The organism is Metabacillus sp. cB07, from assembly GCF_016839225.1.
Lineage (GTDB): Bacteria > Bacillota > Bacilli > Bacillales > Bacillaceae > Bacillus_P > Bacillus_P indicus.
Genome location: NZ_CP069296.1, coordinates 1127835 through 1151426, shown reverse-complemented (window position 1 = coordinate 1151426; position 23592 = coordinate 1127835). Strand labels below are relative to the sequence as shown.

General features: G+C 44.1%; 25 protein-coding genes. 6 read left to right on the top strand and 19 right to left on the bottom strand.

Going from position 1 to position 23592, the window contains the following annotated elements; all coding sequences use genetic code 11:
- Positions 1-31: 31 nt before the first annotated feature.
- A complete protein-coding gene (locus JOJ89_RS05775) occupies positions 32-1171 on the top strand; it encodes a zinc-dependent alcohol dehydrogenase (protein ID WP_203290265.1) in 1140 nt (379 codons plus the stop codon).
- A gap of 668 nt (positions 1172-1839) precedes the next feature.
- Here the strand turns inward: JOJ89_RS05775 and JOJ89_RS05770 are convergent.
- From JOJ89_RS05770 to JOJ89_RS05745, 6 genes are all read right to left on the bottom strand, one after another.
- Positions 1840-2457, bottom strand: coding sequence for a spore coat protein (locus JOJ89_RS05770; RefSeq protein WP_203289821.1), 618 nt, complete (start codon positions 2455-2457; stop codon positions 1840-1842).
- 58 nt (positions 2458-2515) lie between these two features.
- Positions 2516-3586, bottom strand: coding sequence for a Ger(x)C family spore germination protein (locus tag JOJ89_RS05765; RefSeq protein ID WP_203289820.1), 1071 nt, complete (start codon positions 3584-3586; stop codon positions 2516-2518).
- Complete coding sequence (locus JOJ89_RS05760; RefSeq protein ID WP_203289819.1) at positions 3583-4677, bottom strand: GerAB/ArcD/ProY family transporter; 1095 nt, start codon at positions 4675-4677, stop codon at positions 3583-3585. Before JOJ89_RS05760 ends, JOJ89_RS05765 begins: the two co-directional genes overlap by 4 nt.
- A gap of 12 nt (positions 4678-4689) precedes the next feature.
- Positions 4690-6201, bottom strand: a complete 1512-nt coding sequence (locus JOJ89_RS05755) for a spore germination protein (RefSeq protein ID WP_203289818.1) — start codon at positions 6199-6201, stop codon at positions 4690-4692.
- Between the two features lie 99 nt (positions 6202-6300).
- Positions 6301-7032 carry a hypothetical protein gene (locus JOJ89_RS05750; protein WP_203289817.1) on the bottom strand — a complete coding sequence of 244 codons (732 nt, stop codon included), beginning with the start codon at positions 7030-7032 and terminating at the stop codon, positions 6301-6303.
- A gap of 123 nt (positions 7033-7155) precedes the next feature.
- Complete coding sequence (locus JOJ89_RS05745) at positions 7156-8004, bottom strand: DUF1206 domain-containing protein (RefSeq protein WP_203289816.1); 849 nt, start codon at positions 8002-8004, stop codon at positions 7156-7158.
- Between the two features lie 166 nt (positions 8005-8170).
- On the opposite strand from JOJ89_RS05745, the gene JOJ89_RS05740 reads away from it, so the two are divergent.
- Complete coding sequence (locus JOJ89_RS05740; RefSeq protein ID WP_203289815.1) at positions 8171-8374, top strand: hypothetical protein; 204 nt, start codon at positions 8171-8173, stop codon at positions 8372-8374.
- Here the strand turns inward: JOJ89_RS05740 and JOJ89_RS05735 are convergent.
- The 4 genes from JOJ89_RS05735 to JOJ89_RS05720 all read right to left on the bottom strand — a co-directional run bounded on the left by JOJ89_RS05735 (position 8359) and on the right by JOJ89_RS05720 (position 10385).
- The gene (locus JOJ89_RS05735) at positions 8359-8946 is read right to left on the bottom strand and encodes a YdcF family protein (protein WP_203289814.1); all 588 of its coding nucleotides are present in this window, start codon (positions 8944-8946) and stop codon (positions 8359-8361) included. The genes JOJ89_RS05740 and JOJ89_RS05735 overlap by 16 nt on opposite strands.
- Positions 8947-9066: 120 nt before the next feature.
- On the bottom strand, positions 9067-9840 hold the full coding sequence (locus JOJ89_RS05730) for a TerC family protein (RefSeq protein WP_203289813.1): 774 nt from the start codon (positions 9838-9840) through the stop codon (positions 9067-9069).
- A 3-nt stretch (positions 9841-9843) separates the two neighbouring features.
- The gene (locus JOJ89_RS05725) at positions 9844-10239 is read right to left on the bottom strand and encodes a sporulation protein (protein WP_203289812.1); all 396 of its coding nucleotides are present in this window, start codon (positions 10237-10239) and stop codon (positions 9844-9846) included.
- Between the two features lie 11 nt (positions 10240-10250).
- Entirely contained in the window at positions 10251-10385 is a 135-nt protein-coding gene (locus JOJ89_RS05720; RefSeq protein ID WP_203289811.1) for an FbpB family small basic protein, read from the bottom strand.
- Between the two features lie 355 nt (positions 10386-10740).
- Between JOJ89_RS05720 and JOJ89_RS05715 the strand changes: the two genes are divergently transcribed.
- On the top strand, positions 10741-11133 hold the full coding sequence (locus JOJ89_RS05715) for a DUF948 domain-containing protein (protein ID WP_051826979.1): 393 nt from the start codon (positions 10741-10743) through the stop codon (positions 11131-11133).
- Positions 11134-11254: 121 nt separating this feature from the next.
- On the top strand, positions 11255-11521 hold the full coding sequence (locus JOJ89_RS05710; RefSeq protein WP_029282377.1) for a YiaA/YiaB family inner membrane protein: 267 nt from the start codon (positions 11255-11257) through the stop codon (positions 11519-11521).
- 420 nt (positions 11522-11941) lie between these two features.
- On the opposite strand, the gene JOJ89_RS05705 is transcribed toward JOJ89_RS05710, so the two are convergent.
- From JOJ89_RS05705 to JOJ89_RS05690, 4 genes are all read right to left on the bottom strand, one after another.
- The gene (locus JOJ89_RS05705) at positions 11942-13408 is read right to left on the bottom strand and encodes a phospholipase D family protein (RefSeq protein WP_203289810.1); all 1467 of its coding nucleotides are present in this window, start codon (positions 13406-13408) and stop codon (positions 11942-11944) included.
- Positions 13409-13562: 154 nt separating this feature from the next.
- Entirely contained in the window at positions 13563-14531 is a 969-nt protein-coding gene (locus tag JOJ89_RS05700; RefSeq protein WP_203289809.1) for a class F sortase, read from the bottom strand.
- A gap of 113 nt (positions 14532-14644) precedes the next feature.
- Positions 14645-15991, bottom strand: coding sequence for a copper amine oxidase (locus JOJ89_RS05695; RefSeq protein WP_203289808.1), 1347 nt, complete (start codon positions 15989-15991; stop codon positions 14645-14647).
- Between the two features lie 145 nt (positions 15992-16136).
- The gene (locus JOJ89_RS05690) at positions 16137-16853 is read right to left on the bottom strand and encodes a YebC/PmpR family DNA-binding transcriptional regulator (protein WP_203289807.1); all 717 of its coding nucleotides are present in this window, start codon (positions 16851-16853) and stop codon (positions 16137-16139) included.
- Between the two features lie 168 nt (positions 16854-17021).
- Here JOJ89_RS05690 and JOJ89_RS05685 point away from each other — a divergent pair, with 168 nt between their 5' ends.
- Entirely contained in the window at positions 17022-17363 is a 342-nt protein-coding gene (locus JOJ89_RS05685; protein WP_029282390.1) for a YflT domain-containing protein, read from the top strand.
- Positions 17364-17419: 56 nt separating this feature from the next.
- On the opposite strand, the gene JOJ89_RS05680 is transcribed toward JOJ89_RS05685, so the two are convergent.
- The 5 genes from JOJ89_RS05680 to JOJ89_RS05660 all read right to left on the bottom strand — a co-directional run bounded on the left by JOJ89_RS05680 (position 17420) and on the right by JOJ89_RS05660 (position 22617).
- Entirely contained in the window at positions 17420-20575 is a 3156-nt protein-coding gene (locus JOJ89_RS05680) for an MMPL family transporter (protein ID WP_203289806.1), read from the bottom strand.
- On the bottom strand, positions 20572-21039 hold the full coding sequence (locus tag JOJ89_RS05675) for a MarR family winged helix-turn-helix transcriptional regulator (protein ID WP_203289805.1): 468 nt from the start codon (positions 21037-21039) through the stop codon (positions 20572-20574). Before JOJ89_RS05675 ends, JOJ89_RS05680 begins: the two co-directional genes overlap by 4 nt.
- A gap of 144 nt (positions 21040-21183) precedes the next feature.
- On the bottom strand, positions 21184-21726 hold the full coding sequence (locus JOJ89_RS05670; RefSeq protein ID WP_203289804.1) for a GNAT family N-acetyltransferase: 543 nt from the start codon (positions 21724-21726) through the stop codon (positions 21184-21186).
- 9 nt (positions 21727-21735) lie between these two features.
- Entirely contained in the window at positions 21736-22245 is a 510-nt protein-coding gene (locus tag JOJ89_RS05665; protein WP_203289803.1) for an acyl-CoA thioesterase, read from the bottom strand.
- Between the two features lie 3 nt (positions 22246-22248).
- On the bottom strand, positions 22249-22617 hold the full coding sequence (locus tag JOJ89_RS05660) for a VOC family protein (RefSeq protein WP_203289802.1): 369 nt from the start codon (positions 22615-22617) through the stop codon (positions 22249-22251).
- Positions 22618-22819: 202 nt separating this feature from the next.
- Here JOJ89_RS05660 and JOJ89_RS05655 point away from each other — a divergent pair, with 202 nt between their 5' ends.
- Positions 22820-23587 carry a SurA N-terminal domain-containing protein gene (locus tag JOJ89_RS05655; protein WP_203290264.1) on the top strand — a complete coding sequence of 256 codons (768 nt, stop codon included), beginning with the start codon at positions 22820-22822 and terminating at the stop codon, positions 23585-23587.
- Positions 23588-23592 lie beyond the last annotated feature (5 nt).

Sequence of the window (23592 nt, the reverse complement as noted above, 5' to 3'; positions counted from 1 at the left end):
CACCACTATCACAATTTGGGAGGCTGTAATGATGAAAGCTGTGACGTTTCAGGGTGCAAAAGACATGGAAGTGAAAGAGGTCCCGGATGCGGTGCTTCAGAAAAATGATGATATCATTGTCCGCATTACATCGACTGCCATCTGCGGCTCCGATCTGCATATCTACCAGGGGGCACTGCCTGCTGAAAAAGACTATGTGGTCGGGCATGAGCCGATGGGAATTGTCGAAGAGGTCGGACCAGAAGTAACAAAAGTTAAAAAGGGTGACCGCGTGGTTATCCCTTTTAACATTTCCTGCGGAGAATGCTACTACTGTAAACATGATCTCGAGAGCCAGTGTGATAATTCCAATGAAAATCCTGAAATTGATACAGGCGGGTATTTTGGATTTACCGAACGTTATGGAAATCATCCCGGAGGTCAGGCGGAGTATTTGAGAGTTCCTTTCGGAAATTTTATGCCGTTTGTTATTCCTGAATCGGTTGAACTTGAGGATGAAGCTCTCCTGTTTATGTCTGATGTCCTTCCTACAGCCTACTGGAGCATCGAAAATGCCGGCGTGAAAGCTGACGATACGGTTGTTGTCCTCGGATGCGGCCCGGTTGGACTAATGGCACAGAAGTTTGCCTGGATGAAAGGCGCCAAACGGGTTATTGCTGTAGATAATCTGCCGTACAGGCTTGAGAAGGCAAAACGAATGAACAATGTTGAAATACTTAATTTTGATGATTTTAAAGACACGGGCTCCCACATAAAAGAACTGACAAGCGGAGGCGCAGATGCTGTGATTGACTGTGTCGGAATGGACGGCAAAAAGTCAGCCCTTGAAGAAATCGGCCAAAAACTGAAGCTTCAGGGAGGAACGCTTAGTCCGTTTGAAATTGCCATGAATGCCGTCAGAAAGTTCGGCACCATTCAGCTTACCGGTGTTTATGGATCAAAATACAACATGTTCCCTCTGGGAAATATCTTTGAACGCAATATCAATCTAAAAATGGGACAGGCACCGGTTATCCATTACATGCCAATGCTTTTTGATATGATTGCCTCAGGAAAGCTTGACCCGGCAGAAATCGTTTCACACAAAGTGCCTTTAAGCAAAGCCAGTGAAGCTTATAAAATCTTTAATGATCATGAAGATGAGTGTGTGAAGGTTGTATTGAAGCCTTAAGCATACAGCAAAAAGGGTGAATGTGAGCACGGTCACATTCACCCTTTTATTGTGCGATTGAGTTCTTACGGATAGTTACCCTCTACCAAGCCTCTTCTAGCCCTTGAAGGTTTTAATCCAGCGGATAAGTTCCCTCAAGCATTCTCCTTTTTTTCCTTGATGGTTCTAATAAAGCCGATAAATACCCTTAAGCATGCTTCTTCGCTTCCTTGGTGGTTCTAATTTAGCCGATAAGTACCTTCAAGCTTGCTTCTTCCTTTCCTTGATGGTTCTAATCAAGCCGATAAGTACCCCCAAGCATGCTCCTCCTGTCCCTTGGTGGTTCTAATCAAGCAGATAAGTACCCTCAAGAAGCTTCTTCCTTTCCTTGGTGGTTCTAATCAAGCAGATAAATACCCCCAAGCATGCTCCTCCTGTCCCTTGGTGGTTCTAATCAAGCCGATAAGTTCCCTCAAGCATGCTTCTTCCTTTCCTTGATGGTTCTAATAAAGCCGATAAGTACCCTCAAGCATGCTTCTTCCTTTCCTTGGTGGTTCTAATCAAGCCGATAAGTACCCTTAAGCATGCTTCTTCCATTCCTTGGTGGTTCTAATTTAGCCGATAAGTACCCTCAAGCATCCTCTTCTTGCCCCTTAATGGTTCTAAACAATCTTTGCCTACATCCATTTTTAATGCTGTTTCATCTGAACAGGAGCATATGCATTTACCATCTGCTGCATGTCCCCTTCCGGTAGCTGCGGCACCTGGTAATAGTGATGCTTGTTCTGATAGATCGAAATTTCATAGGCCATCTCAATACAGTTTGGAATGGTATCTGCAAGTACACGTCTTACTGTCGGATTGGTTACTTCTGTAGTCGCCATTCCTTTAAGAGAAGCATTTGATTTCACCATGTTCAGCAATAAACTTGTAATTACCTGATCCGTAATTTCACCCGGCATCCCGATTGGCTTCACTGGGGGAGTTTGTTTCAGGCCGTAAACAAAGTCATTGCCCTGTTTCATGTTATAGACTTGTGTCGAAACAGAAGGCTTAACTCCCGTCTGAAAGCATTCTACAATCGTGTTATATTCAGTCATCATAAATTGCTCCTGCCTGTTCATCAAATCAAGCAATTCCGGGTCTTTAACATGCGGTTTTAAAAGGGCATAAAGATTTAAAGCATTCACCGCTCCCGACAATATTTCTGATACATCAAACATTTCATGTCCGCCGTGGTTTTGCTGCGGCGGCACCATGCCTGTCTGCATATTTTCGTTTGGATCTCCATTTATTTGCTGAGTCATGTTTCGTCCTCCTTTTTTTTACCTTTCTATTCTCTATCGGGAAATAGATTCTATTCGCTCATTCCATGATTCCTGCCTGGATCAGCCGCACGTCTGCATGCACGTCAAATTGAACCTTTTGCCCAAGCTTCTTCCAGTCCCTGTACCCCTCCTGGCGAAACTGTTCTTTTATTCCAAGAGGGTCGACATCAAGCTCCTGCAGTTTTTTTAGCAGAGAAAGCATTTCTTCCTCCAGCATTTTTTCCGTTTTCTTTTCAAGTTTTTTTATGTTTGGCTGTCTTGTTAAATCAAGCCCTCCGGCTTCCATCACCCGGCCGTCCATTTTGACTGACACGGACATCGTGTATCCAGTCAGCTCTTTTCGCGGATGAAACTTAGCTTTTGAAGAGAGATTCTGAATGCTGACCGGGTTCTTTTTCTGTGAATCGACTTCGATAATTCCCTTGTTTGCTTTCTCATATAGGATTTTCATCATATAGCTTTCCTGCAGATCCAGTGTGCCTGCGAACTTGTCATCCTTTAAAAGCGCGACTCCAATTACCTCTACGGCCTGGTTTTTATTTTTTATTAACGGCAGGAAAGGATCGAAGCCATCTCCCCTGTATTGAAAAAGGAAATGATGCAGGTTCATGCTCGGGATGGTGCGGTCCATATTCTGCGAGACAATATCTGTCACGTATTGAGATACAGATTCTTCCTGCTGGATATCGGAAGAAAGAATCTCAAATGCCTTGCCTTCAGAAACACAAAGACTGATGTCTCTGCCGATATTCGGATCGCGCTGAAGGTTATCAACAATAGGTCCAATTCCGTATTTCGTTATTTCCTGATTAAAAATAATGATGCCCACCCGTCCGACTTCCACCGGCCTTGTGGACTGGGCCTGGATTTTCTGCCTGATGCTTTTGCTTGTTTTCCCAACCGCGGTAAGGACAACATTTTCGGGCTCTGACTGAACGCCAGGCGGAGTATAGGTTGCACCGTCTGTTACCTGAAATTCATCTTCACCGATATAATCGTACCCTACCGCCTGTATAAGCTGCACGTCCTCGAGCACTTTTGAAGCAGGCACGCAGCCCCCGGTGATGAGTATGAGAAAAACAAGGCCTGCCGCTTTTAATGCATTCAAATTTGCTTCCTCACTTTCATGATGATCAACTGCAGAATAAAGAGAATCGGTATGTAACCATATATGGTGTAAAATCCAAACTGGGACATCTTGTTATTCAGCCAGTCGATCTGGCCTCTGTCTTTCAGGAAATAGGAGGCAGCAAACACTAAAGCGCAAATGAAAATCAGGGCAGATCTTTGTTTGACGAAAGGCAATACACGGTTCATCCCTCTGCTTGCACTCCAGAGTCCGATGCATATATTCGGAAGGACAATAAAGAACCAAATGGAAATTCCCACGTATTCAAACCGTTCAATGACAGTCAAATCGACTATTTTCCAAAGAGTCAATGTAGCCCAAATCGTTGTTTTAAGCTGATCCTGATCGAAATAAGCGAAAGATACCAGAGCAGTGACCAAATAAATGAAAATGCTGAACAGGACGCCAAAATGGGCCCATTTTTGAGACTTGGGAGGATCTTTTAAAAAGGGATAAAACATAAACAGGACCTCAAAGCCAAGGAAATTCAGTGTCATCGTTTTCGTGGCGCTAAGAAGTTCCTTAAACGATAAATCAATGACCGGCAGCAGGCTCCCCCAGTAAGCTTCCCGAATCGGGAAATACTTCACAAAAAGCAAAGGAAATCCATAAATAACGCCGAGAAAGGCAATGCCTGTTACAATCCGGAATCCTCCTGTCACGTACGAATAGGCAATCAATATAATAATTCCGGCAAAGACCCAGTGATAAACATCCGGAAACACCCAGACTTGAATGACCTCCACGTATGTACGGATCAGCACAATGACAAACATCGTATAATAGGCAACAAAATAAAGGCTGAACAACCCTCCGATCCATTTACCGAAGAGATCATGATGGATGGCGGTTATATCATTTTTCCCCCTGTTCAGGATCTGATAGGAAATCCAGATGAGTGCGAGAATTGTGACACCCGACAAGATAATGGCAAGCCAGGAGCTGTGACCCGCTGACTTTGCAATGTAGCGTTCAAAGCCTAATATTCCAACCCCCACCTGCATGGCATGAATTAAATAAAAGACAAAGTAGTTTGAGACTTTTTTTTCCTCTTTCGGCAGCGGAAACATCACAGCACCTCCTTAATCTTCAATGTCGGGCTTTTTTTCCTTATGTTTTTTCGTTTCAAACCGCACAGGTGAAGCTGTCCTCATCTGCAGCGGCCTTGTAGTCTGCATATAAATCGGCAGCCTGAAGAGGGAATCTTTCAAATCCTTCATTCTGAGCGGATAAACAGGTGCAAGGTAAGGACGCCCAAGAGAAGAAAGCTTCAGCAGGTGGCCCAGAAAATAGGCGAAGCAAAAGGCGATTCCCATCAGGCCAAACAGCTGCGCTGAAAAGATGAATGGAAAACGGATCAAACGGATGACGTTGCCCATTTGATAAACAGGTGTGGTAAAGGAGGCAAGCGCGGCAAGCGCAACAATAATGAGCAGCACATTGCTTGTCAGACCTGCCTGAACAGCTGCAGTACCAATAACGATCCCGCCTACGATACCGATGGTCTGGCCGATTTTCGTCGGCAGCCTTGCTCCCGCTTCCCTCAGCAGCTCAATGGTCAGTTCAAGAATAATGGCTTCCCAAATAGGTGGAAACGGCACGCCGCTTCTTGAAGCGACAAGTGGATTCAGCAGATTTTGCGGAATCATTTCATAGTGATAGGTCAGCACACCAACATACATGGCTGTTGAAATAACCGAGAAAAAAACGGCAAACAGCCGCACCAGCCTGAAGACAGAAGCAATCGGATAGGATAAGAAATAGTCCTCAAATGCCGAGAAAAATTCAATCAGCGTTGTCGGACCTGTCAGCGCATGCGGAGACCCGTCGACAAGGATCGTAATTTTCCCCTCAGTGAGAACACCTGCCACCCGGTCAGGCCTTTCCGTATCAATCAGCTGCGGAAAGACAGAATGATGGTTATCTGAAATAATCTGGGCAATAACCGAGCTGTCCAGTATATTGTCATAGTCAATATCACTGATTCTCTGGACTATGGTCTGAACGTTTGTCTCATCCGCAATATCTTTTATGTAAAGAACAGCCACTCTCGTTTTTGAAAGTCTCCCCACCTTAATTTCTTCAGCAATTAATTCGGGGATTGGAAGCCGCTTTCGAATCAGATTTAAATTGGCATCAAGGGACTCTACAAACGCTTCTTTAGGGCCGACAACACTGTATTCCACTTCAGGCAGACTGACTGCCCTTTTCTCAAGGGTAATCGCAGGAATTAATAGCAGTTCATTCATGTTTGACGTACATTGAATGCCGATATTCCCAGCCAAAAGCTTGCTTTGAGCTTTTTCTGCATCATTTATAATCTCTGAATCATCAATTGGAACCGTTTTTTGCAAATCAAACAGCGTTGCGCCTTTTTCCCCTTCGATAATATGAGGAAGAACGTGATCATGCAGCACTTTTCCATCAACAAGCGTCTTATAGTAATGAATATAGTAAGGGCATTCCTCTGAATAGCGGTACGAGGTGAAATCTGAAGAAAGCTTGCACTTTTTCAGCAGGCCTTCCATGCTGCTGTCCTGTTTTTGGCCAGATGACGTTCTCTGCGGCGGCTTTTTCTTAAAAAAAGTGAACATGACCAGACCTCCTCTCTAATTTTTTTCAGGAACATAAAAAAACAAGACATTCTTAAGGTGCCTTGTTTTTTGGAAAATATGAGATGACGGAGACCAGATTTACCGTTGATCGAGCAGTTTGACCGTCAGCGCTGCATTTAGAATCTGGACTGCAGGTGTTACGTATTCTACGTTTGGAGAAGTTAAATCCAGCGTTCTGACAGTAATTTCATCATCGCTTTCCAGTTCCAAGTGCACTGTTTTTCCGATTGTTGTTTGGATTGTGTCTGTCACCATTAGTGAAAACCTGGACAAGTCAATCATTGTGTTATTTCTAAAGAACGCAAAGTTAGCAATTACTGGATTTGCCATGACATCTGCCAGGAAATTGATTTCGTAAACACCTGATTTTTTTATTTTCAGGCTATTATCAGCAAGAATTCCACCTACATGGCGAAGCGGTCCTGCAATTGTGAAATTGACAGGATCTCCATCCAACGCAAAACTGCCAAGTTCAAAATTGTAAAGAGATCCATAGGCAATAGAAATGTTCTGTTTTTTACAGCACTTTTTGTACTTTCTCTTATATTTGTGCTTGTATTTTTCCTTAAAGTACTTCTTATTATTATTTTCACAGGAAACATGTTTTGTTGCCGCTTCGACAGATTCTTCCACAGCCTCTCCTATTACACCAGCCAAACTTTGCGTAAATTCCATTACTGCTGACTCGCCTTCAAGACTATCCGAAAGATTTCCTTCTGCCAGTTCTCCGCTAAGTGAATCGGTTTCACTTTCATCCAGAAAAATCACTTTCACTTTTACCTTTGTGTCATGATTATTTTTTTTAGACACCCAAATCACTCCCTTATGGCAACCTATTCCGCATAAAGGTGATTTGATTGTGTATTTATCCAGTTTATCAGGGGACATTCACGGTTTTTCCGCACAAAAAAAAGGAGAGCTCTCTCCTTTTTTCTAACGCCCAAAGCTCATATGCTCATACCGGCCGCGGATCATCTCATAAATGCCGTAAAGCATCAGACCTGCAGCAGCAAGGCCCAGCATCCACCCGCCGTATGGTTTAGAGGCCAGCTCAGCCAAGGCGCCGTCAATTCCTTTAGACTGCTCCGGGTTTGCTGTAATGGCTGTTTGAATAAAGAAATACCCGATCATCGCAAGCACGATTCCCCTTGCAATTAAGCCTGATTTTCCAGACTTTCTTGCAACCTTGCGTTCGTGTTCATTCATTTCGCTTACTCTGAACTTGTTCATGAATCGTTCAGTATAGCCGTTATAGAGTTCATACAGACCATATCCGATAATGATGGCTCCAACCAGTCCAATGATCCATTGGCCAAAGGGCTGCTGGAGCAGCTTGGCTGAGATTGTTTTTTCAGATCCGCCTCCGCCTGAGCTTGCGTGCATTGCAATTGTTATTGCTTTATAAGCGATGGCTCCATAGACGACTGCACTAACTGCATAGCCGGTTCTCACCAGGATGCCTTTTGTCTTTTTTCCTTTTCTCTCCGGATCAAGAAAAGCTTTTATAAGTTCCCATAAGACATAACCAATCAGTCCGATGCCGATCACCCACAGCAAAATCTCTCCGAAAGGCTTTCCTGCCACGGTTTCAAACATGCCGCTCGTTCCGGTCATTTTCCCTCCCAGTCCAAGAGCTGCAAGCAGCGCAAGAACGCCGATAAGAAAATAGACGAGTCCTTTTGCCATATAGCCAAATCGTCCGAACCGCCTGATCCAGGGCTTTGTTTCTTCGCCCGCATCATTCGCCTTTGCCTTAGCTTCTGCCTTTGCAGAATACTCCATATCTATCTCTCCCTCACGTCAGTCGTTGTTATCTGACTATACATTTCCCATTGGCTAGCGAAAAGAAACCTGCTGGAAAAAAATACATAGAAGCGTTTAATCCATCTGTACAAATTGACTTGTTACACCGTATACTGATAGAAATAATAGCAGGAGTGTGAATGCCATGAGTTTATCTAAAGCAAAAAAACAGCGTCTGAAAATGGTCCGCGAAGGAAAACGGAATCCCGAAAGCAGCAGAAGTCCATTTGCTCTGCAGGATTTGAGCACAAAACGGACGAAAACGAAAAAAGAACAGCTTTATAGAGAAAAACATAAGAACCATTCCCGGGACGGCGGAAAAGATGGTTCTTTTTATTTTGCCTCATAGCGTCCCCTTACATAGTAATTTGTTATCGCTAAGTACTCTCTTGAGAAAGATTTCAAAACGGCGACACCCGGAGTTTTGGCCGGCAGCCCCTCCACATCAAGGCCAAGCTGTTCTGCTGCAAGCAATGAGCGGTAAATATGAAAGTCATTTGTGGCAATCAGTCCCTGTTTGGCATTTTCAGGCAGTACTTTCTTTGAAAAAGACAGGTTCTCTATCGTGCTCGTTGAAACAGATTCTTTTATAATTCTCTTTTCATCAATACCATGCCCGCGCAAGATCCTGCTGATTGCCTCAGCTTCTGTTATCTCTTCCCCCGGCCCCTGACCTCCCGATGCGACGGCAATGGTCTCCGGATTCTTCTTCATATACGCAGCTGCTGTATCCGCCCGGTACTGCAAAGCGAGAGAAGGCACCGTCCCATTTACTTTTGCACCGAGGATAATGATGTAATCCGCTCCATCTTCCGGCTGCCCGGAGGCTGCTGTATGAATGCTGTAATGCAGAAATGCTGTGTAGATTAATCCTGAAAGAAGCAAACCGATCAAACTGTACTTGATTATTTTTTTCATCATGACCATCCGTTTCTCATATGTAATCTCCCTCCACTATACATGATAAATTTTGGAAAAAGGTAAAGATTTTCTAAAGAAAACGCAAAAAAGCATCCATACTGAAATGGATGCTTTTCAAACCTATTGACTGACTTCAGAAGGTTCTTCTTTTTTCTCTTTTGACAAGAACCAGCCCGCTGCTGCAATTCCGACGAGTACAGCATAGAATGTGATTTTCCACTCGGGTGATTTTGCAAATCCTTCAGGCAGCACAGCGAGTTCAGGATGCGACAGGGTGTAGATGGATAGTTTTACTCCAACCCACCCGACAATTCCGAAGGCTGCAATTTCAAGGCCAGGACGTTTATGAAGCAGGTCGACAAAGAAGTTTGCCGCAAATCTCATAATGACAAGGCCAATAATCCCCCCGGCAAAGATGACGAGGAATTTTCCGCCATCAAGACCTCCGATTGGAGGAAGGTTCGTATTTGGAAGCGTGACTGCGAGTGCCACAGCAGCCAAAATGGAATCTACAGCAAATGCGATATCTGCAAGCTCGATCTTCAGTACAGTAGCCCAGAATCCTGATTTTTTCTTATTTGGATCTTCATCTTTCTCCTGCTTTTTAAAAACAAGCTTTCTTAAGATATGGTTTGCTGCGATAAACAGCAAGTAAAGTGCCCCGATTGCCTGAACCTGCCAGACATCCACCAGGAAGGAGATTGCAAACAAGGATCCGAACCTGAAAACAAAGGCACCTGCGAGTCCATAGAAAAGAGCCTTTTTCCGCTGCTCTTCCGGCAGGTGTTTGACCATAATCGCAAGCACAAGCGCATTATCTGCAGCAAGCAGCCCTTCAATCGCAATCAAAAGCAGCAGTACCCATCCATATTCCATCAGCATTGTTAATTCCATCTGTTAGTCCCCCTTTACAACTGTGATAAAGTCTTGATCTTTGCTGATGACACCTTCATCAAACACAAGCCTCGTATTAAAGAAGTACGACCTCTCCTCATTTGATTCCGTAAGATCTTGAGGAAGCCTGAACAAGAAATCAATCCGGTTCTGTTCATCTGACTGAATTTGCTTTGAAGTTAGAATGTTGGCCGTTTCAAGTACATTCTCACTGCCTGCAGACAGATCGGCCGCAACCAAGTCACAGTCAATCCGCTTCAGCTGCTGCTCAATCACACCGCCTTTTATTAAAAAATAACCTTTTACACACTCACCGGGATTAAACTCTTCCTTAGTTAAGATCAAATCAATTTGAGCAGAACCAATACCTAGAATAGACATATATTTTCTTAGAATCATCTTCATTCCTCCTATTTCATTCCTATTTTTTTGGTGTACTTGTCATCAATGCGCTGTTCAATTTTTTCAAGCCGGCTTTTGTCTCTCAGAAGCTCCTCTTTGTTTTCACGGGTTAATTTTTCAATGGACCATCGGATCTTTTTCATTCGTTCTCACACCTCATTTAAGAAATTTCGAATAAAAAAAACCTTTGCCTGCGTTCGGCAAAGGTTTTTTGTTCTGAAAACAATAAAGACCTTTACCGGTAATAGGTAAAGGTCTTGCTAACAACGTCATGGTTGCCAATAGGGCCGGAAGCATCGCTGCTTCGAAGTGACGACTCTATTGTAAAAGCTACTCCCCTTTAGGAGGTTCATTTATTCGATTTGTATACTGCTATTCTATAAGAAACCGGCAAAGATGTCAACAACTAATCTAAATTTTATAATAATTAGGCGGTTGTCCGCCAAAGGCATTTCCGTAAAAAAGAAAACATAGATTGATATAAAAAGGAGGGAAAACATGTTAATCAAATTAAGTGTTGCAGGCGCTTCGGGTGCGTTCATCTGTCTTGCTGTCCATCTGATCGGAACGTTAAAAAAAGGGATGGTTACGCTGGATGAGACGAACAAGACGCTTGCAGAAGTCAGAAACGCAGTAAACGGGCTGTCAGAGGAAGCCGAGCAGCTGATCCATACAGCAAATCAATTAACATCAGATGTCAAAGGCAAAATCCGTAATGTCGATCCGCTCCTTGAATCTGCCCATGATGTCGGTGAAATGCTCCACAACGTCACATCATCCATCAAGCAGGTCGGAGCTGTCTTCGGAGCCAAACGCCAGCAGCGGACAGAGATCTCGGTCAATGAACCTCCCGTGCGGATCAAAGGACCTCTCAATATAAATGTTAAATAGGTTCACCTCCTCCACAATGAAACTGTAAATATGACAAATAACACGTTTCACTTTAGGGAAATTATGGTATGATATCAGAGTCATTACTGCCATATTACCTATTAAAAGGAGGCGATCTGCCATGCAAAAATACCGAAGAAGAAATACACCGGCCTTTACATTCCTTGCTTACTTTACATTCTTTGCCGGAGTCGCGCTGTTTTGTATCGGACTGTACAATGCCGATAACCTTCAGCTTAATGAAAAAGGCTACTACATCGCTGTCATGATGCTCGTTGCCGTTGGAGCGATTCTAACGCAGAAAGTTACACGCGACAATGCCGAAGACGATGAATTGATTGCAGAGCAGGAGCGCAAGCAGAGTCTGGGAAAATCGATGGATTCATAATAACAAAAGCGGAAGCGCCTTGCTCAGATCCGACAGGCAGAAAAGAATCCGAGGGAAAAGTCCGAACTTGACTTTTCCCTCGGATTTGTTCTGACGGAGGATCTAGGCGCTGCAGCTGGACGGTGGCAACTTTGCAAGAACCGGACTAGGGTTATAGCTAGTCCGGTTTTTTTATGTTAAGACCCCAATCCCAACTCGATGGCTTGCGTCATTCGGCGTAGTGCTGCCACTTTCACCTTAATTGGATGTTCGTTTGTGGCGTCATTCGAAGTAGTGCCGACACTTTCACCAGAATTGGATGCTCATTTGTGACGTCATTTTCCGTTTTTTTATTGAACCTCAATTTATTGATATAACATGTTTTGTCCAAGCCTCTTTTATAGGTACAAAAAAACAGCAGCACCAAGCTGCCGTTTCCCATCAAAAACTTGAAATCCCGCTCCATTCCTGAAAACGGTACATGAATGTCAAAAAGAGTGAATCATCTGCAAATACCTCATAATCCTCTGTGTATGTTCCTGACTGGTTTGACCAGAGCTGATCGAAATACGCTTCCATTTCCGCCATCATTCCAGTATTGGAAGGGCCGGTAATTTTCAGGTCTGTCTCAAGGTTAAAGTCTCCGAGATTGCGTTTCGTGAAATTGGCGGATCCGCCAATGACCGTATCCTCTTCCTCCCCCTCAAAAAACATCAGCTTTGTATGATACTGTTCGCCGTTTGTTTTATACCACCGCACCTGGATGTTTCCATCAGATTTTGAAACCAGCTCATGAGCAGCAGGCCTGTTTGGAACTCCGTTCTTCTCCCGGCCGAAGGCGTCTTTGTTTGCATCAAGTATCAGTCTGACCTCTGCTCCTCTTTCTGAAGCTGCTAGAAGCTCCTTAATGATATCGCGGTCAGATAAATAAAAGGCCCCTATTTTAATCTTTTCGCCTTTTCCGGTCTGCTTCATTTCGTTTACTAAGTGTTTCTTGATTTTCCCTTCGGTTAAAAGCTGAACATCATAATCGCCCGATTCTGCCTGTGCAAATACAACAGCGCTCTCATCCATTTCCACATCTGTGCCCGACAAGGAAGCGACCGCTTTTTCCGTTTCGACGAGTTCCCTCAGGATCTCTCCCTTTACAGCAAACGCTATATTTGAATGAAGCGAGCTGCCGTCGTGGGGATTGGCGGATGTCACGATTCCTTCTTTTTCAGACACAATGACTTTCCTGTGATTTGCTTTAAAATTTAATAAATCAAGATATGATCTTAGTGTAACATCAGGAGAATCAGGACTGAACGCATTCGGAATCCAGCCGCTTCCTCCGGTTCCAAACCACTGCAGAAACGTCCTGTGGCCCCCGGAGAAAAAGGGATTCGAATCCCTGAGTGGCTTTAAATCCGTAAAGACAACTTCAATGCCGTTATCTTTCAGCTCTTCTGCAATCCGTGACGGGTATGATCCATAAAAAGTATTAATGCGGTCGGTAATCACCGTTATCTTGACTTCTTTATCTTTCTGTTTCTTTTCAATCAAAGCGTCTTTAAGGCTGCGGGATAAGGCTGGATAGCTTGCAGAACGGTCGTATTCATCGTTAAACAAGAACATATCCATCATGATAAACTGATCAGCCTCTTCAATGGTATCTTCAATCCTGTCAAAAATGACCTGATTATGAGTCACTTCTTTCCCGTTTTCATACGTCAGATCGTACAGAAATTCCACCTGTCCTGCATGAATATCACCTTCATGGGAGATGCCTGCCGGGAGAGGTTTTGTATAATGATAGACGGCTGTGCCAGAAGCCAAAAGGGCGAAAAGCAGCAGTACGCCGAGAAAAACCTTCCTCTTCCGTTTCCTTTTCACGCTTGTTTTTTCATGTATGACTGTGTTGGCCATAAAAACGCTCCTTACATAAGTCGATTGGAACTGCATGTTGATGACAGTAAATAAACAGACCTATTATATGTAACGTTTCATTAGGTGAAAAGTTTCATTTTTTCAAACATTCCCCAAATAAAGCCAGCCTCAATTGCAGGCTGGCTGAAGTACTTTATTTTACTGAGGCGGTTTCAGAAGGCTCTGATTCCTGACCAAAGGCATCGACAGTTGTCACATAATAAGTATGCTCTGCTGCAGCTTCATCCGTATAACTCTTTCTTTCAAGAGCGGAAATGCTTGCAACCCGCTCGAAATTCTCCCCATTCTTGTCTCCTCTGTATACTCTGTAGCCTGCAACCGTGTCTTTACGGACAGCATGCCACGTCACAAATGTTCCGTTTACTTCTACAGTATCAGGGGCAGGGGGAGGAGCATCCTTTGCCGTTTTCTTTTCCTTCTTTAATTCTGCAAAAACGACAAGTCGTTCCTCATGCGTTCCTGCAGAGCGGTCAAACGTTCCTGAGCAAGTAATCAGATTTAAATTCTGTCCTTCTGACGTCTGGAAAATTTCATCGATTGGAGCTGATGAACGGCCGTAGCTTTCCTGCTTTTTTACGATAAACGTAAGCGCTGTTCCGTTTTGATCCTTTACGATGATTTCGTCACCCTGTTTTACTTTTTTCAGATCAAAAAAGACGGCAGGGCCCGTTTTGCTGTCAACATGGCCTGCAAGAACTGCACTTCCTCTGCTGCCGGGCTTAACTCCGGGTTCAAACCATCCGACATTATTTATATCTTCAGGAACTCCCATCTGACCGTTATCAAGAATCCCGACCTGTTCTATCGTGGCATTCACATTAATCGAAGGAATTTGGACTGATGCAGGAACAATGCCTTTCATCTGGGCAGATTCTCGCTTCTGGGCTTCGACCAGTTTTTTCACTTCGGATTTTAATAATGTAAACTCATTCAGTGATTGACCAGACCCGGCAGAAGCATTTTCAGTCTGCACAGCCGTCTGCTCTTCTTTTTGAGGGGGTTTTTCGGTAGAGGATGATTGAGACGGGAAAAGCCCGTAGCTGTAGCCAGCGAGGATAAAACAAATGACGCTGCTTATGCCGAGTAAGATGATTTTTTTCATAGTTCCATGCACCCCGTTTTTAAACATCGATTTGTCCTAATAAAAAAGAGGGGAAGGATCAGTGCACGTGCAGCTGATCCTATCTCTTTCATGTGTTCAAAACCGAACTTCTTTTATCGCTGTTCAGCCGTTTTTCTTCTGAAAAGTACCAGAGCTGCTAATGCTAAGAGCGAGCCTAATCCGCTGAATACGATCGCAGAAGCAGGCAATGTTTCACTTGTCCCGCCTAGTCCTGTTTTCGGCATATCTTCAGGCATAGCTGAGGCTTCGAACTTATCAGGCATTTGCGTAACGATGGCATTTCCAAGAGTCTGGCCTACACCAAACATGAACTTGTACCCTTCGCGGAATGACTGGTAAGCTGCATCGTAGTCGCCGGCAACATACTGGTCAAACGTTTGTGTTACAAGAGTTTCGTGCTGCTTAATGGCAGCTTCGGCGTCTTTGGCAGGAAGGTTTTCACCCGTTGCAGCACCAAGGAATGCGCCAAAGTCCATTGCAAATTGATCAAGCTTTGCTTTTGCTTCTGAAATTTTCGCATCATCACCTTCAAGAGTGGCTGCTGTAATTTCTGCCTGTGCACTGATGTGATTGCCCTGCCATACTTTTTCAAACTGTGCGGCACCCTCTTCTCCATATACAGAGCCGATGGCTGCTTTAAAGTCTGCTGTGTTGGCATCCTCTGCCCAGCTGACAAAATCATAATCCTCTTTTTGGTCGTAGCCTTTTTGCATGCCTGTTGCTGCCAGTGCAAAGTGTTCGGCTGCAAGGCTGTTTAGCGTTGAACGAAGGTCTGCTGCAGGTGTATCAGATTTTGTATTTTCGAATTTTTCAGGCATTTGAGTCGTGATGGCCCCCGCTAATGCGTCACTGATCACATACATATGTTTATATCCTTCACGGAAGGTTTCATTTGCTTCTTTGTAGTCGCCTTCTACGTAGTTATCAAAAACTTCAAGTACCTGTGCTTCGTGAACTTTCACTGCTTCTTCAGCTGCTTCTTTTGGAAGCTTCCCTTCTGTTGCTGTTCCTAGGAAAGTTGAAAATTCTTCAACGAATGCAGCCACTTCTTTTTCTGCCTCTGCACGGGCATTTTCATCTTTTTCTTTTGCGGCATTTACAAGATCTGCTGTGTAATTATTGTGTTCACGGAAAATCCGTTCAAATTCTGCTGCTCCTTCTTCCCCGTACACTGAAGCAATGGCAGGAGTCATGTCAGCTGCGTTTTGATCTAGAGCTTTATTTACTGCCTCAGCATCCTTTGCTCCATCATAGGATTTTGTCATGGCTGTTACAGCTAAAACAAAATGCTCTGACAATAGATAGTCAAGATCTGCTCTGAGCTGCGCCGCAGGTGTGTTGACTGTCGGCTTCATTTCTTCAGCCTGAACGGCTGTTCCGAAAGCTGGTACAAGCAAGGATAAGCCTAATGCAGGTGCTAATAATTTTCTGATTTTCATGAGTACACGCTCCCAGTCGTTTTTTAAAGTTCGTTTTGAACTTCTTGTACAGGAAACGACAGGATTTTTTAAATGGATCACTTTTTTATCATTTTTTATTGCGGGTATAGAAAAAAACAGACGGATCTCCGCCTGTTTTTTTCTATTATCCTAGATCAACATTATGATAGACCTGCTGAACATCCTCTAAATCTTCCAGCGCATCAATCATTTTTTCAAATTGTGCCTGTGCATCTTCAGGGAGCTCAACGTCATTTTGAGCAAGCATCGTAAGTTCAGCTACTGTAAATTCTGTAATACCGGCATTTTTAAATGCTTCCTGAACGGCATGAAATTGCTCCGGTTCAGCATAGACAATGACAGAATCTTCTTCTTCAAGAATATCCCGCACATCAAGGTCTGCTTCCATCAAAAGTTCAAGAACTTCCTCTTCGTTCTTGCCTTCAACACCGATAACGGCAGTTGCATCAAACATGTATGCGACAGATCCGTTAACCCCCATGTTGCCTCCGTTTTTGCCGAATGCAGCACGGACATCGGACGCTGTGCGGTTGACGTTGTTTGTCAATGCGTCAACAATCACCATCGAACCGTTTGGTCCAAATCCTTCATAGCGCAGCTCATCATAGCTTTCCTCCGAGCCGCCTTTTGCTTTTTCAATCGCACGGTCAACGATGTTTTTTGGAACGCTGTATGTTTTTGCACGTTCAAGAACCATGCGGAGTGCCTGGTTTGATTCCGGATTTGGCTCGCCCTGCTTGGCAGCTACATAAATCTCCCGGCCGAATTTTGCGTAAATCCGGCTTGTATTTGCATCTTTAGACGCCTTTTTCTCTTTAATATTGTTCCATTTACGGCCCATAATTTTTTCACTCTCTTTCCATTCTTATAAAAATGCCTGTTTAAACAAGCACGTGTATGATTGACATTCAATCTATTATAGCAAATTCCTCCTGTTTTTTTCGAGTACTTGTTTCCTTGTTTCAATCTTTCATAGAGCGGGTACCTTTTTACCATGGAGGCGATAAAGATGAAACCGAAATTCAAAGTTTTTCACGATGATGAACAGCTGAAGGAATCGATTGACAGATTGCGCCATGACGGCATCAGGGACGAGGATATTTACATACTCTCACACGATAATGATCACGTCAGACGCGACCGCAAAGAAACAGACGCCAATAAAATCGGCGTAGGTGTAACCGGAGTCGGAACGGCCATCAAAAATGTGTTCAGAAGCAAAGATGACAAACTCGTCGTAAAAATGGAAGAAATCGGGTTTGATACTGAAATGGCCGAAAAGCTTGAAGAAGAGCTTGATAAAGGCAAAACGCTGCTTGTGGTTAGAAATCAGGATGAAGTGACATTCTGACATTTAAATATAGTAAAAGCTCCGGCCTGACAGCCGGAGCTTTTTTGCGTCTGTTGTTATTCGTTCGATACTCTCTTAAACGGCCACCAGTTCGCTGATCCGAATGTTTTTACCATAACCGGTATAAACAGCGGCAGAATCACAAGTGCGTATAAGAACAAACCGATTAAAATGATGGACGCAATCTGCAGCAGAGAAAGCATTCCGGAAGGCATCATTGCAGCGAACGTGCCTCCGAGAATAACGGCTGCTGAAATGATGACTGTCCCCATCTTTTTCATCGACATCAGCATGGCTTCGCCTACTGACAGATCGCGGTATTCATTAAAGCGGTCCATCAGGAAAATACTGTAGTCGACGCCAAGCGCAACAAGAATAACAAATCCAAAAAACGGAACAGCCCAGCTTATGCCCGTGTACTGAAGAATGTCTACAAAAATCACTTCATTGATCGCCATGGATGTAAAGTAGGCCAATACGAGTGAACCAATAATGTAGATTGGCATAATCAGAGAGCGGAACATGAATATGAGAATAATAGAAATGCCCACGAGCATTAGAATAACTGTACGCGAGTAATCCTGTGCAGAAACAGAACTCAAATCTGCGTTTGTGCTTGTAATGCCGCCTACTGCCACATTAGCATTTTCAAGCTTTGTATCCTTTACAGCACGGCTTACAGCTTCTTTAATTTCCGGCACTTGTTCAATCGCTTCATTGGAATACGGACTTGCTTCAAACACAACATCCAGTGTCATCGTTTTCCGGTCCTGAGACATGTAGGCATCAAGCGCCTGTGCAAATTCCTTGCTGTCAAGAACCTCCTCAGGAAGATAGAATCCATTTTGGTCCGAGGACTTGGAAAGACCGGTCAAGTAATCCTGAGCAGAGCCGATTCCGTCTGATACTTGGTTAAGCCCGTCGGCGCTCTGATTTAAGCCGTCCGTCAGCTGACCCAGCTGGCCGCCAAGATCACCAAACCCGTCAAGCAGCTGCTTTTGACCGGAATTGACTTCTCCAAGCCCGTTTGCAAGCTTCGGCATATTTCCGGCAATCTGCCCCTGCCCGTCAGCAAGCTGATTCAGTCCCGCAAGCTGCTGATCAATACCTTTAATAAGAGCGTCGATGCCGCCAGGGAATTGTGCAAGGCCGTTGTTTGCCTGGGTGAAGCCTGTATTTGCCTGGGTCATGCCGGCTGAGACCGCGGATAGCTTTCCGTTCAGCTCACTAAGACCGGGAGACAGTAAGTTGAGGGATTCTTTTGCTGTCGCAACTGTTCCTACAAGCGTTTGGTATCTAGTGTCGCTTTCTAAACTTTTCTTGGAATTACCTTCTTGCTTTGCATACTCCTGACCCAATGCAGAAAAATCATCACTATTTAGATTGTTGAAAGCTTGATTCAATGATGAAAGACCAGCTTCCAATTCTTTATAACCTGCAGTAAGATCGCCGAGTCCAGATCCAAATAACTTATAATTTGCCTCAAGCTCTTCATACCCAGCCGAAAGCTTTTCAAGCTCTGACTTCGTTTTCAGAAGCCCATCTTTAATTTGCGCCGAGCCGGCACTGCCCTGACGGATACCGTCTTCAATTTTTACGAGATTTGACTGAACCTCATTAATGCCCGACTGGAGTTCAGACGTTCCCGAGATCAATCCGTTAATTCCTTCTGTTGCGTCATTAAGCTGCGGCTGCGATTTGGACAATTCGCTGCCCGCTTCGTTCAATCCTTTGCTGATCTCGTCAATTCCTTCTTTGCCGTCACCGAGTCCATCACTCAGGTTTTCCGCCTGTTTGGCAACAAAGAAGTCTTCAATCGGCTCTCCCGCCGGACGGGTAACGGACCGGACATTATCAACCAGGTCGACTTTTTCGACCTCCTGGCTGATTTTTTCGGCCAATGCCGCATATTCTGCTGAATCCATTTCCTCATCATTTTGCATCACGATTTGTGTGGGCATGGATTCACCCGGGCCAAAGCTGTCAGCGATGGCATTAAATGCCTTGATCGAGGATACATCCCCGCTGATTTCTTCCAGAGAATCAAATGACAGTTCGCCGTCATAAACGGTCAGAAACGGAACACAGATGGCTGCAACAATCAGCAGGGAGAGCAGCGGACGGGCAAGCGAGAATCTTCCAAGGATGCTCCAAAGCCTGCTTTCACCATGTTCTGCTTTGCTTTTGGACGGCCAGAAGATCTTCCCGCCAAGCACGGCCATGAAAAACGGCACGATCGTAAATAACGCGATAAGCAGCACAGCCACACCGACTGCAACCGCCGATGCAGACTGATAGAGTTTAAACTGTGAAAATCCGATGGCAGCAAAGCCAATCATAACGGCAACACCGCTAAAAAAGACCGTCCGGCCCGCATTTTTATACGTTGCCACAATGGCATCAGTCACCGTCTCACTTGTGGCAAGTTCTTCTTTAAACCTGCTCAGAATCAAAATACAGTAGTCTGTTCCGATTCCAAAGAGAACGGCTACAAGGAATATTTGAGTGTAATTGGAAATAGGAAAATCCAATGAATCTACTAAAAACGAAACGATAGACTGTGAAGCAAGATAAGTAAAGCCTACCGCAAGAAGCGGGATAATAGGCGCGACGATGGATCTGAAGACGAGAAGTAGCACTGCGAGTATAAAGATCACCGTGATGCCCTCTGTCTTTTTCAGCCCTTCTTCAGAGCTCTTGATCAAATCTTCATTGATCATCCAGTTGCCGGTATAGTCATAATCAACGTTCACATCGCTGATTGCTTCATAGAGAGCATCTCTCACTTCTTCCGGTTCGCGGTCGTTCCATGCGACATTGACAGATGCAAGAATTGCTTTCCCGTCTTTTGAGACAAGCTGTTCTTTGAGGCTTTCTTCGTTAAAATGGGTGAGAATTTCGGTTATACCGAGTTTATCTTCTTCTCTTTCAAGCGTGCGGATGGCCTTTTCCGCTTCGGAAATCTCTGATTTCGTCAGCTTTTTATCGCTGTAAAAGACAAGAGCCACAGAGCTTGAATCTTCCCCGCCTTCTTCTTTTTGCACCTCATCAAGAATTTCAGATGCGTAGGATGATGAATAGCCTTCCGGAACATCAATCTGCCCCTTCTCCCTGACCAGGTCCGCCATGTTCGGAGCTGTAAACAGCAGTCCGGCAACCACGGCAATCCAAAGGATCAGGACAAGCCATTTTTGTTTAATAATCGTATTCACTCAGATTCCCCCGTATGCATTTCTTTGTTTTCAATCAGAAGTCTGTTCAGCTTTTCATAGGTTTCAATAAACTGCGTGATTTCTTCTGGATCAAATTTATTAATGAATGATTCCACAAGCGTATGTATGCGGTTTTCCGCTTTTTCAAACAGCTCATGTCCCTTATCAGACAGCGTTAAATAAACGACGCGGCGGTCATTTTCATCACGGTCGCGTTCAATCAGTCCCTTTTCATGAAGACGTGTAATGATGGCCGTTATGGCACTTTTTTTCACATTAAAAGCAGCTGCCAGTTCAGTGGATGTACAGGTCTTTGCCCCGCTCATGTATCTCAGCATATAGTGCTGATCATTCGTCAGATCACTGCCAATCTGTTCTTTCACAAGCGTTTCCGCGATATTCGTCACAGAATAGGAAACCGCTATGTACCGGTCTACAAGCTCCGTTATCTTGCTGCATGACATGCTAGGTCCCTCCTTATTTATCAGGTTCGTCTTCTATCAAAAATAATAGTTCAACAATTTAACTTTTAACGTATTTAACTATATGGTTCCGAGTTAAAAAAGTCAATGAAGATTGTGTTAAGAATTTGAACAAAAAAAAGATCCTTAAAAAGGATCAAGTGACACTTCAAGCTGGAGATCCAGCGGCTCGCGCCTGTATATCTCCCGATTCAATTCTTTAGCAGGCACGCAGCCTGCTTTCCGGTAAAAATGCTGCGTTTCCGCGGATGGATGCGCGCCAATGTACAGTTTTTCAGCACCCATTTGTTTGGCATATGTGCAGGCAAGTTTAAAAAGCTCAAGACCTGTCCCTCTGCCCCGCGTCTCTTTTGAGACATGGATATATGACAGTTCAAGATAGTGCAGGCTTCTCCCGAACTTCTTTCCTTCAACCGCGGCAAAACCTATCAGGCGCTCTCCCAGGAAGGCGCCAATGACAGTGCCTCCACCCTGCATGCATTGCTTGAGGGATTGAATGACTTCATTCTTCTTTTCACGGTCCCAATCATCGGTAAAGGAATCTTCCTTGTCTCTGAACTGGCCATTTTCTGCGTACCATACCCGCTCCGTTTTCTGATAACGGACAAAATGGTCGAGCAGCCCCGGTTTGACATCTTCTTCAAGAAGGCTTCTGTATAGGATGGACATGATCATTCCTCAATATTGTTTAATTTGTTCAGAGAAGGCAATGCTCGCTTTTCTTCTCGATTTTCTGATCTGCGAGCGCTCATCACCTGATGCGAATAAGTATTTTTCCTCATCGGATTCCGGAAAGACAGCTGGAACTTCTTTTGGCCGGCCATTTTCATCAAGGGATACGAACGTGATGAAGCTTGTTGCTGCGACCTTTGATTTCCCGCTTTTTAAATCCTCTGCCGTCACTTTTACAAACACTTCCATCGACGATCTTCCAGTGAATGTCACAAATGATTCAAGATGGACCGCATCTGCCGGACGAATCGGGTGCAGGAAATCAACCGAATCCATTGAGGCTGTGACGCATTCTGTTCGGCAGTGCTTGGATGCTGAAATGGATGCTACAACATCAATATAGGCCATCAGCTTTCCTCCAAACAGGGTCTGATGATTGTTTGTATCCGGAGGCAGCACGCGGTTTGTTTGAAAAACGCGTGATTCTGAGCATGGTTTTGGAGGCAGTTTAGCCATTGGTCAATCTCCTTTATGTAAAGAATTCTTTCTTTCTATTAGACCAAACCCGATACCTGCAGGGTCTGTTGCATACGCGAGATAAAAATCGTCAAATTCCATCTTCTCTCTGACGATAACAGCTCCATTCCTTTTAGCATCAGCAAGTGTCTGATCAATTGAATCTACCTCTATCTGAATTCTTGTTCCATGAGGAAAATCCTCCGGTCCTTTGCTGATTCCCCCGGTAATTTCAGCTGCACCCTGTCCAGTCTTTACTTCTCTATAGTCCCAAACCGGTTCCAATGATTCCCATCCGAATACCGCTTCATAAAATGCTGCCGCTTTTTCCGGATGTTGGCTGCTTAATTCAAAACCGACCACTTTTCCCATATGATTGATTCCCCCTTTTCAATACCCATATTCTAACATATCTTCCGGCATCATATTGCCCGTAAAAAAGGTTTCAATCTTATTACATCTCGTTACAACTGCCCCATAAGGTTTCTTTTTCAATTCATTTCCTTTATAATGCGCACTAGATGATTTTTTTTAGAAAAAATTATACTTCTAGCTTAAAGGAAGGAGATCGATGATGAAAAAAATAATGTTTTCACTCATAACAGGTCTGATGGCCGTTGTTTTAGCCGCATGCGGAGGCAACGAAGAAAGCAAAGAGGCTAAAACGGAAGATAAAGCAAAAACAGCCGAAACCGATCAGCAGAAGGAACAGCAAAAGCAAATGGAAGAAATGCAGAAAAAATTAGAAAAACAGCAAGTGGATGAAAAGAAGACGGTCGCTCTCGTTAATGATGAAAAGATTCTTGGAAAAGACTACAACAGCGTCCTTCAGGCAACTCAAGGACAAATGCAGCAAATGGGACAGGATCCAACGTCTAAGGAAGCTGCCGAACAAGTGAAAAAGCAGACGCTTGACAGCTTAGTAGGACAAACACTTCTTATGCAGGAAGCCGAGAAAAAAGGCTACAAAGCATCTGATGAAGACGTAAAAAAACAGCTTGATGAAACGAAAAAACAATTCAAAACAGAAAAAGAATTTGAAGCAGCACTCAAAAAATCAGGCATGGACATGAATACTCTTGAGTCTCAGATTGCTGATGACATCAAATTCAGACAGTATATCGAAAAAGAAGTGCCTGCAGGCGAAATCTCTGATGAAGAGATTCAAAAAACGTATGACCAGTACGCAGAGCAAGGAAAAGCAGCTAAACAGGAAGTACCTAAGCTTGAGGAAGTAAAACCGCAAATCGAGCAATCGCTCAAACAGCAAAAACAACAGGAGCTTCTGGCTCAAAAAGTGGAAGAACTTAAGAAAAATGCAAAGATTGATCTAAAGATTTAATGTAA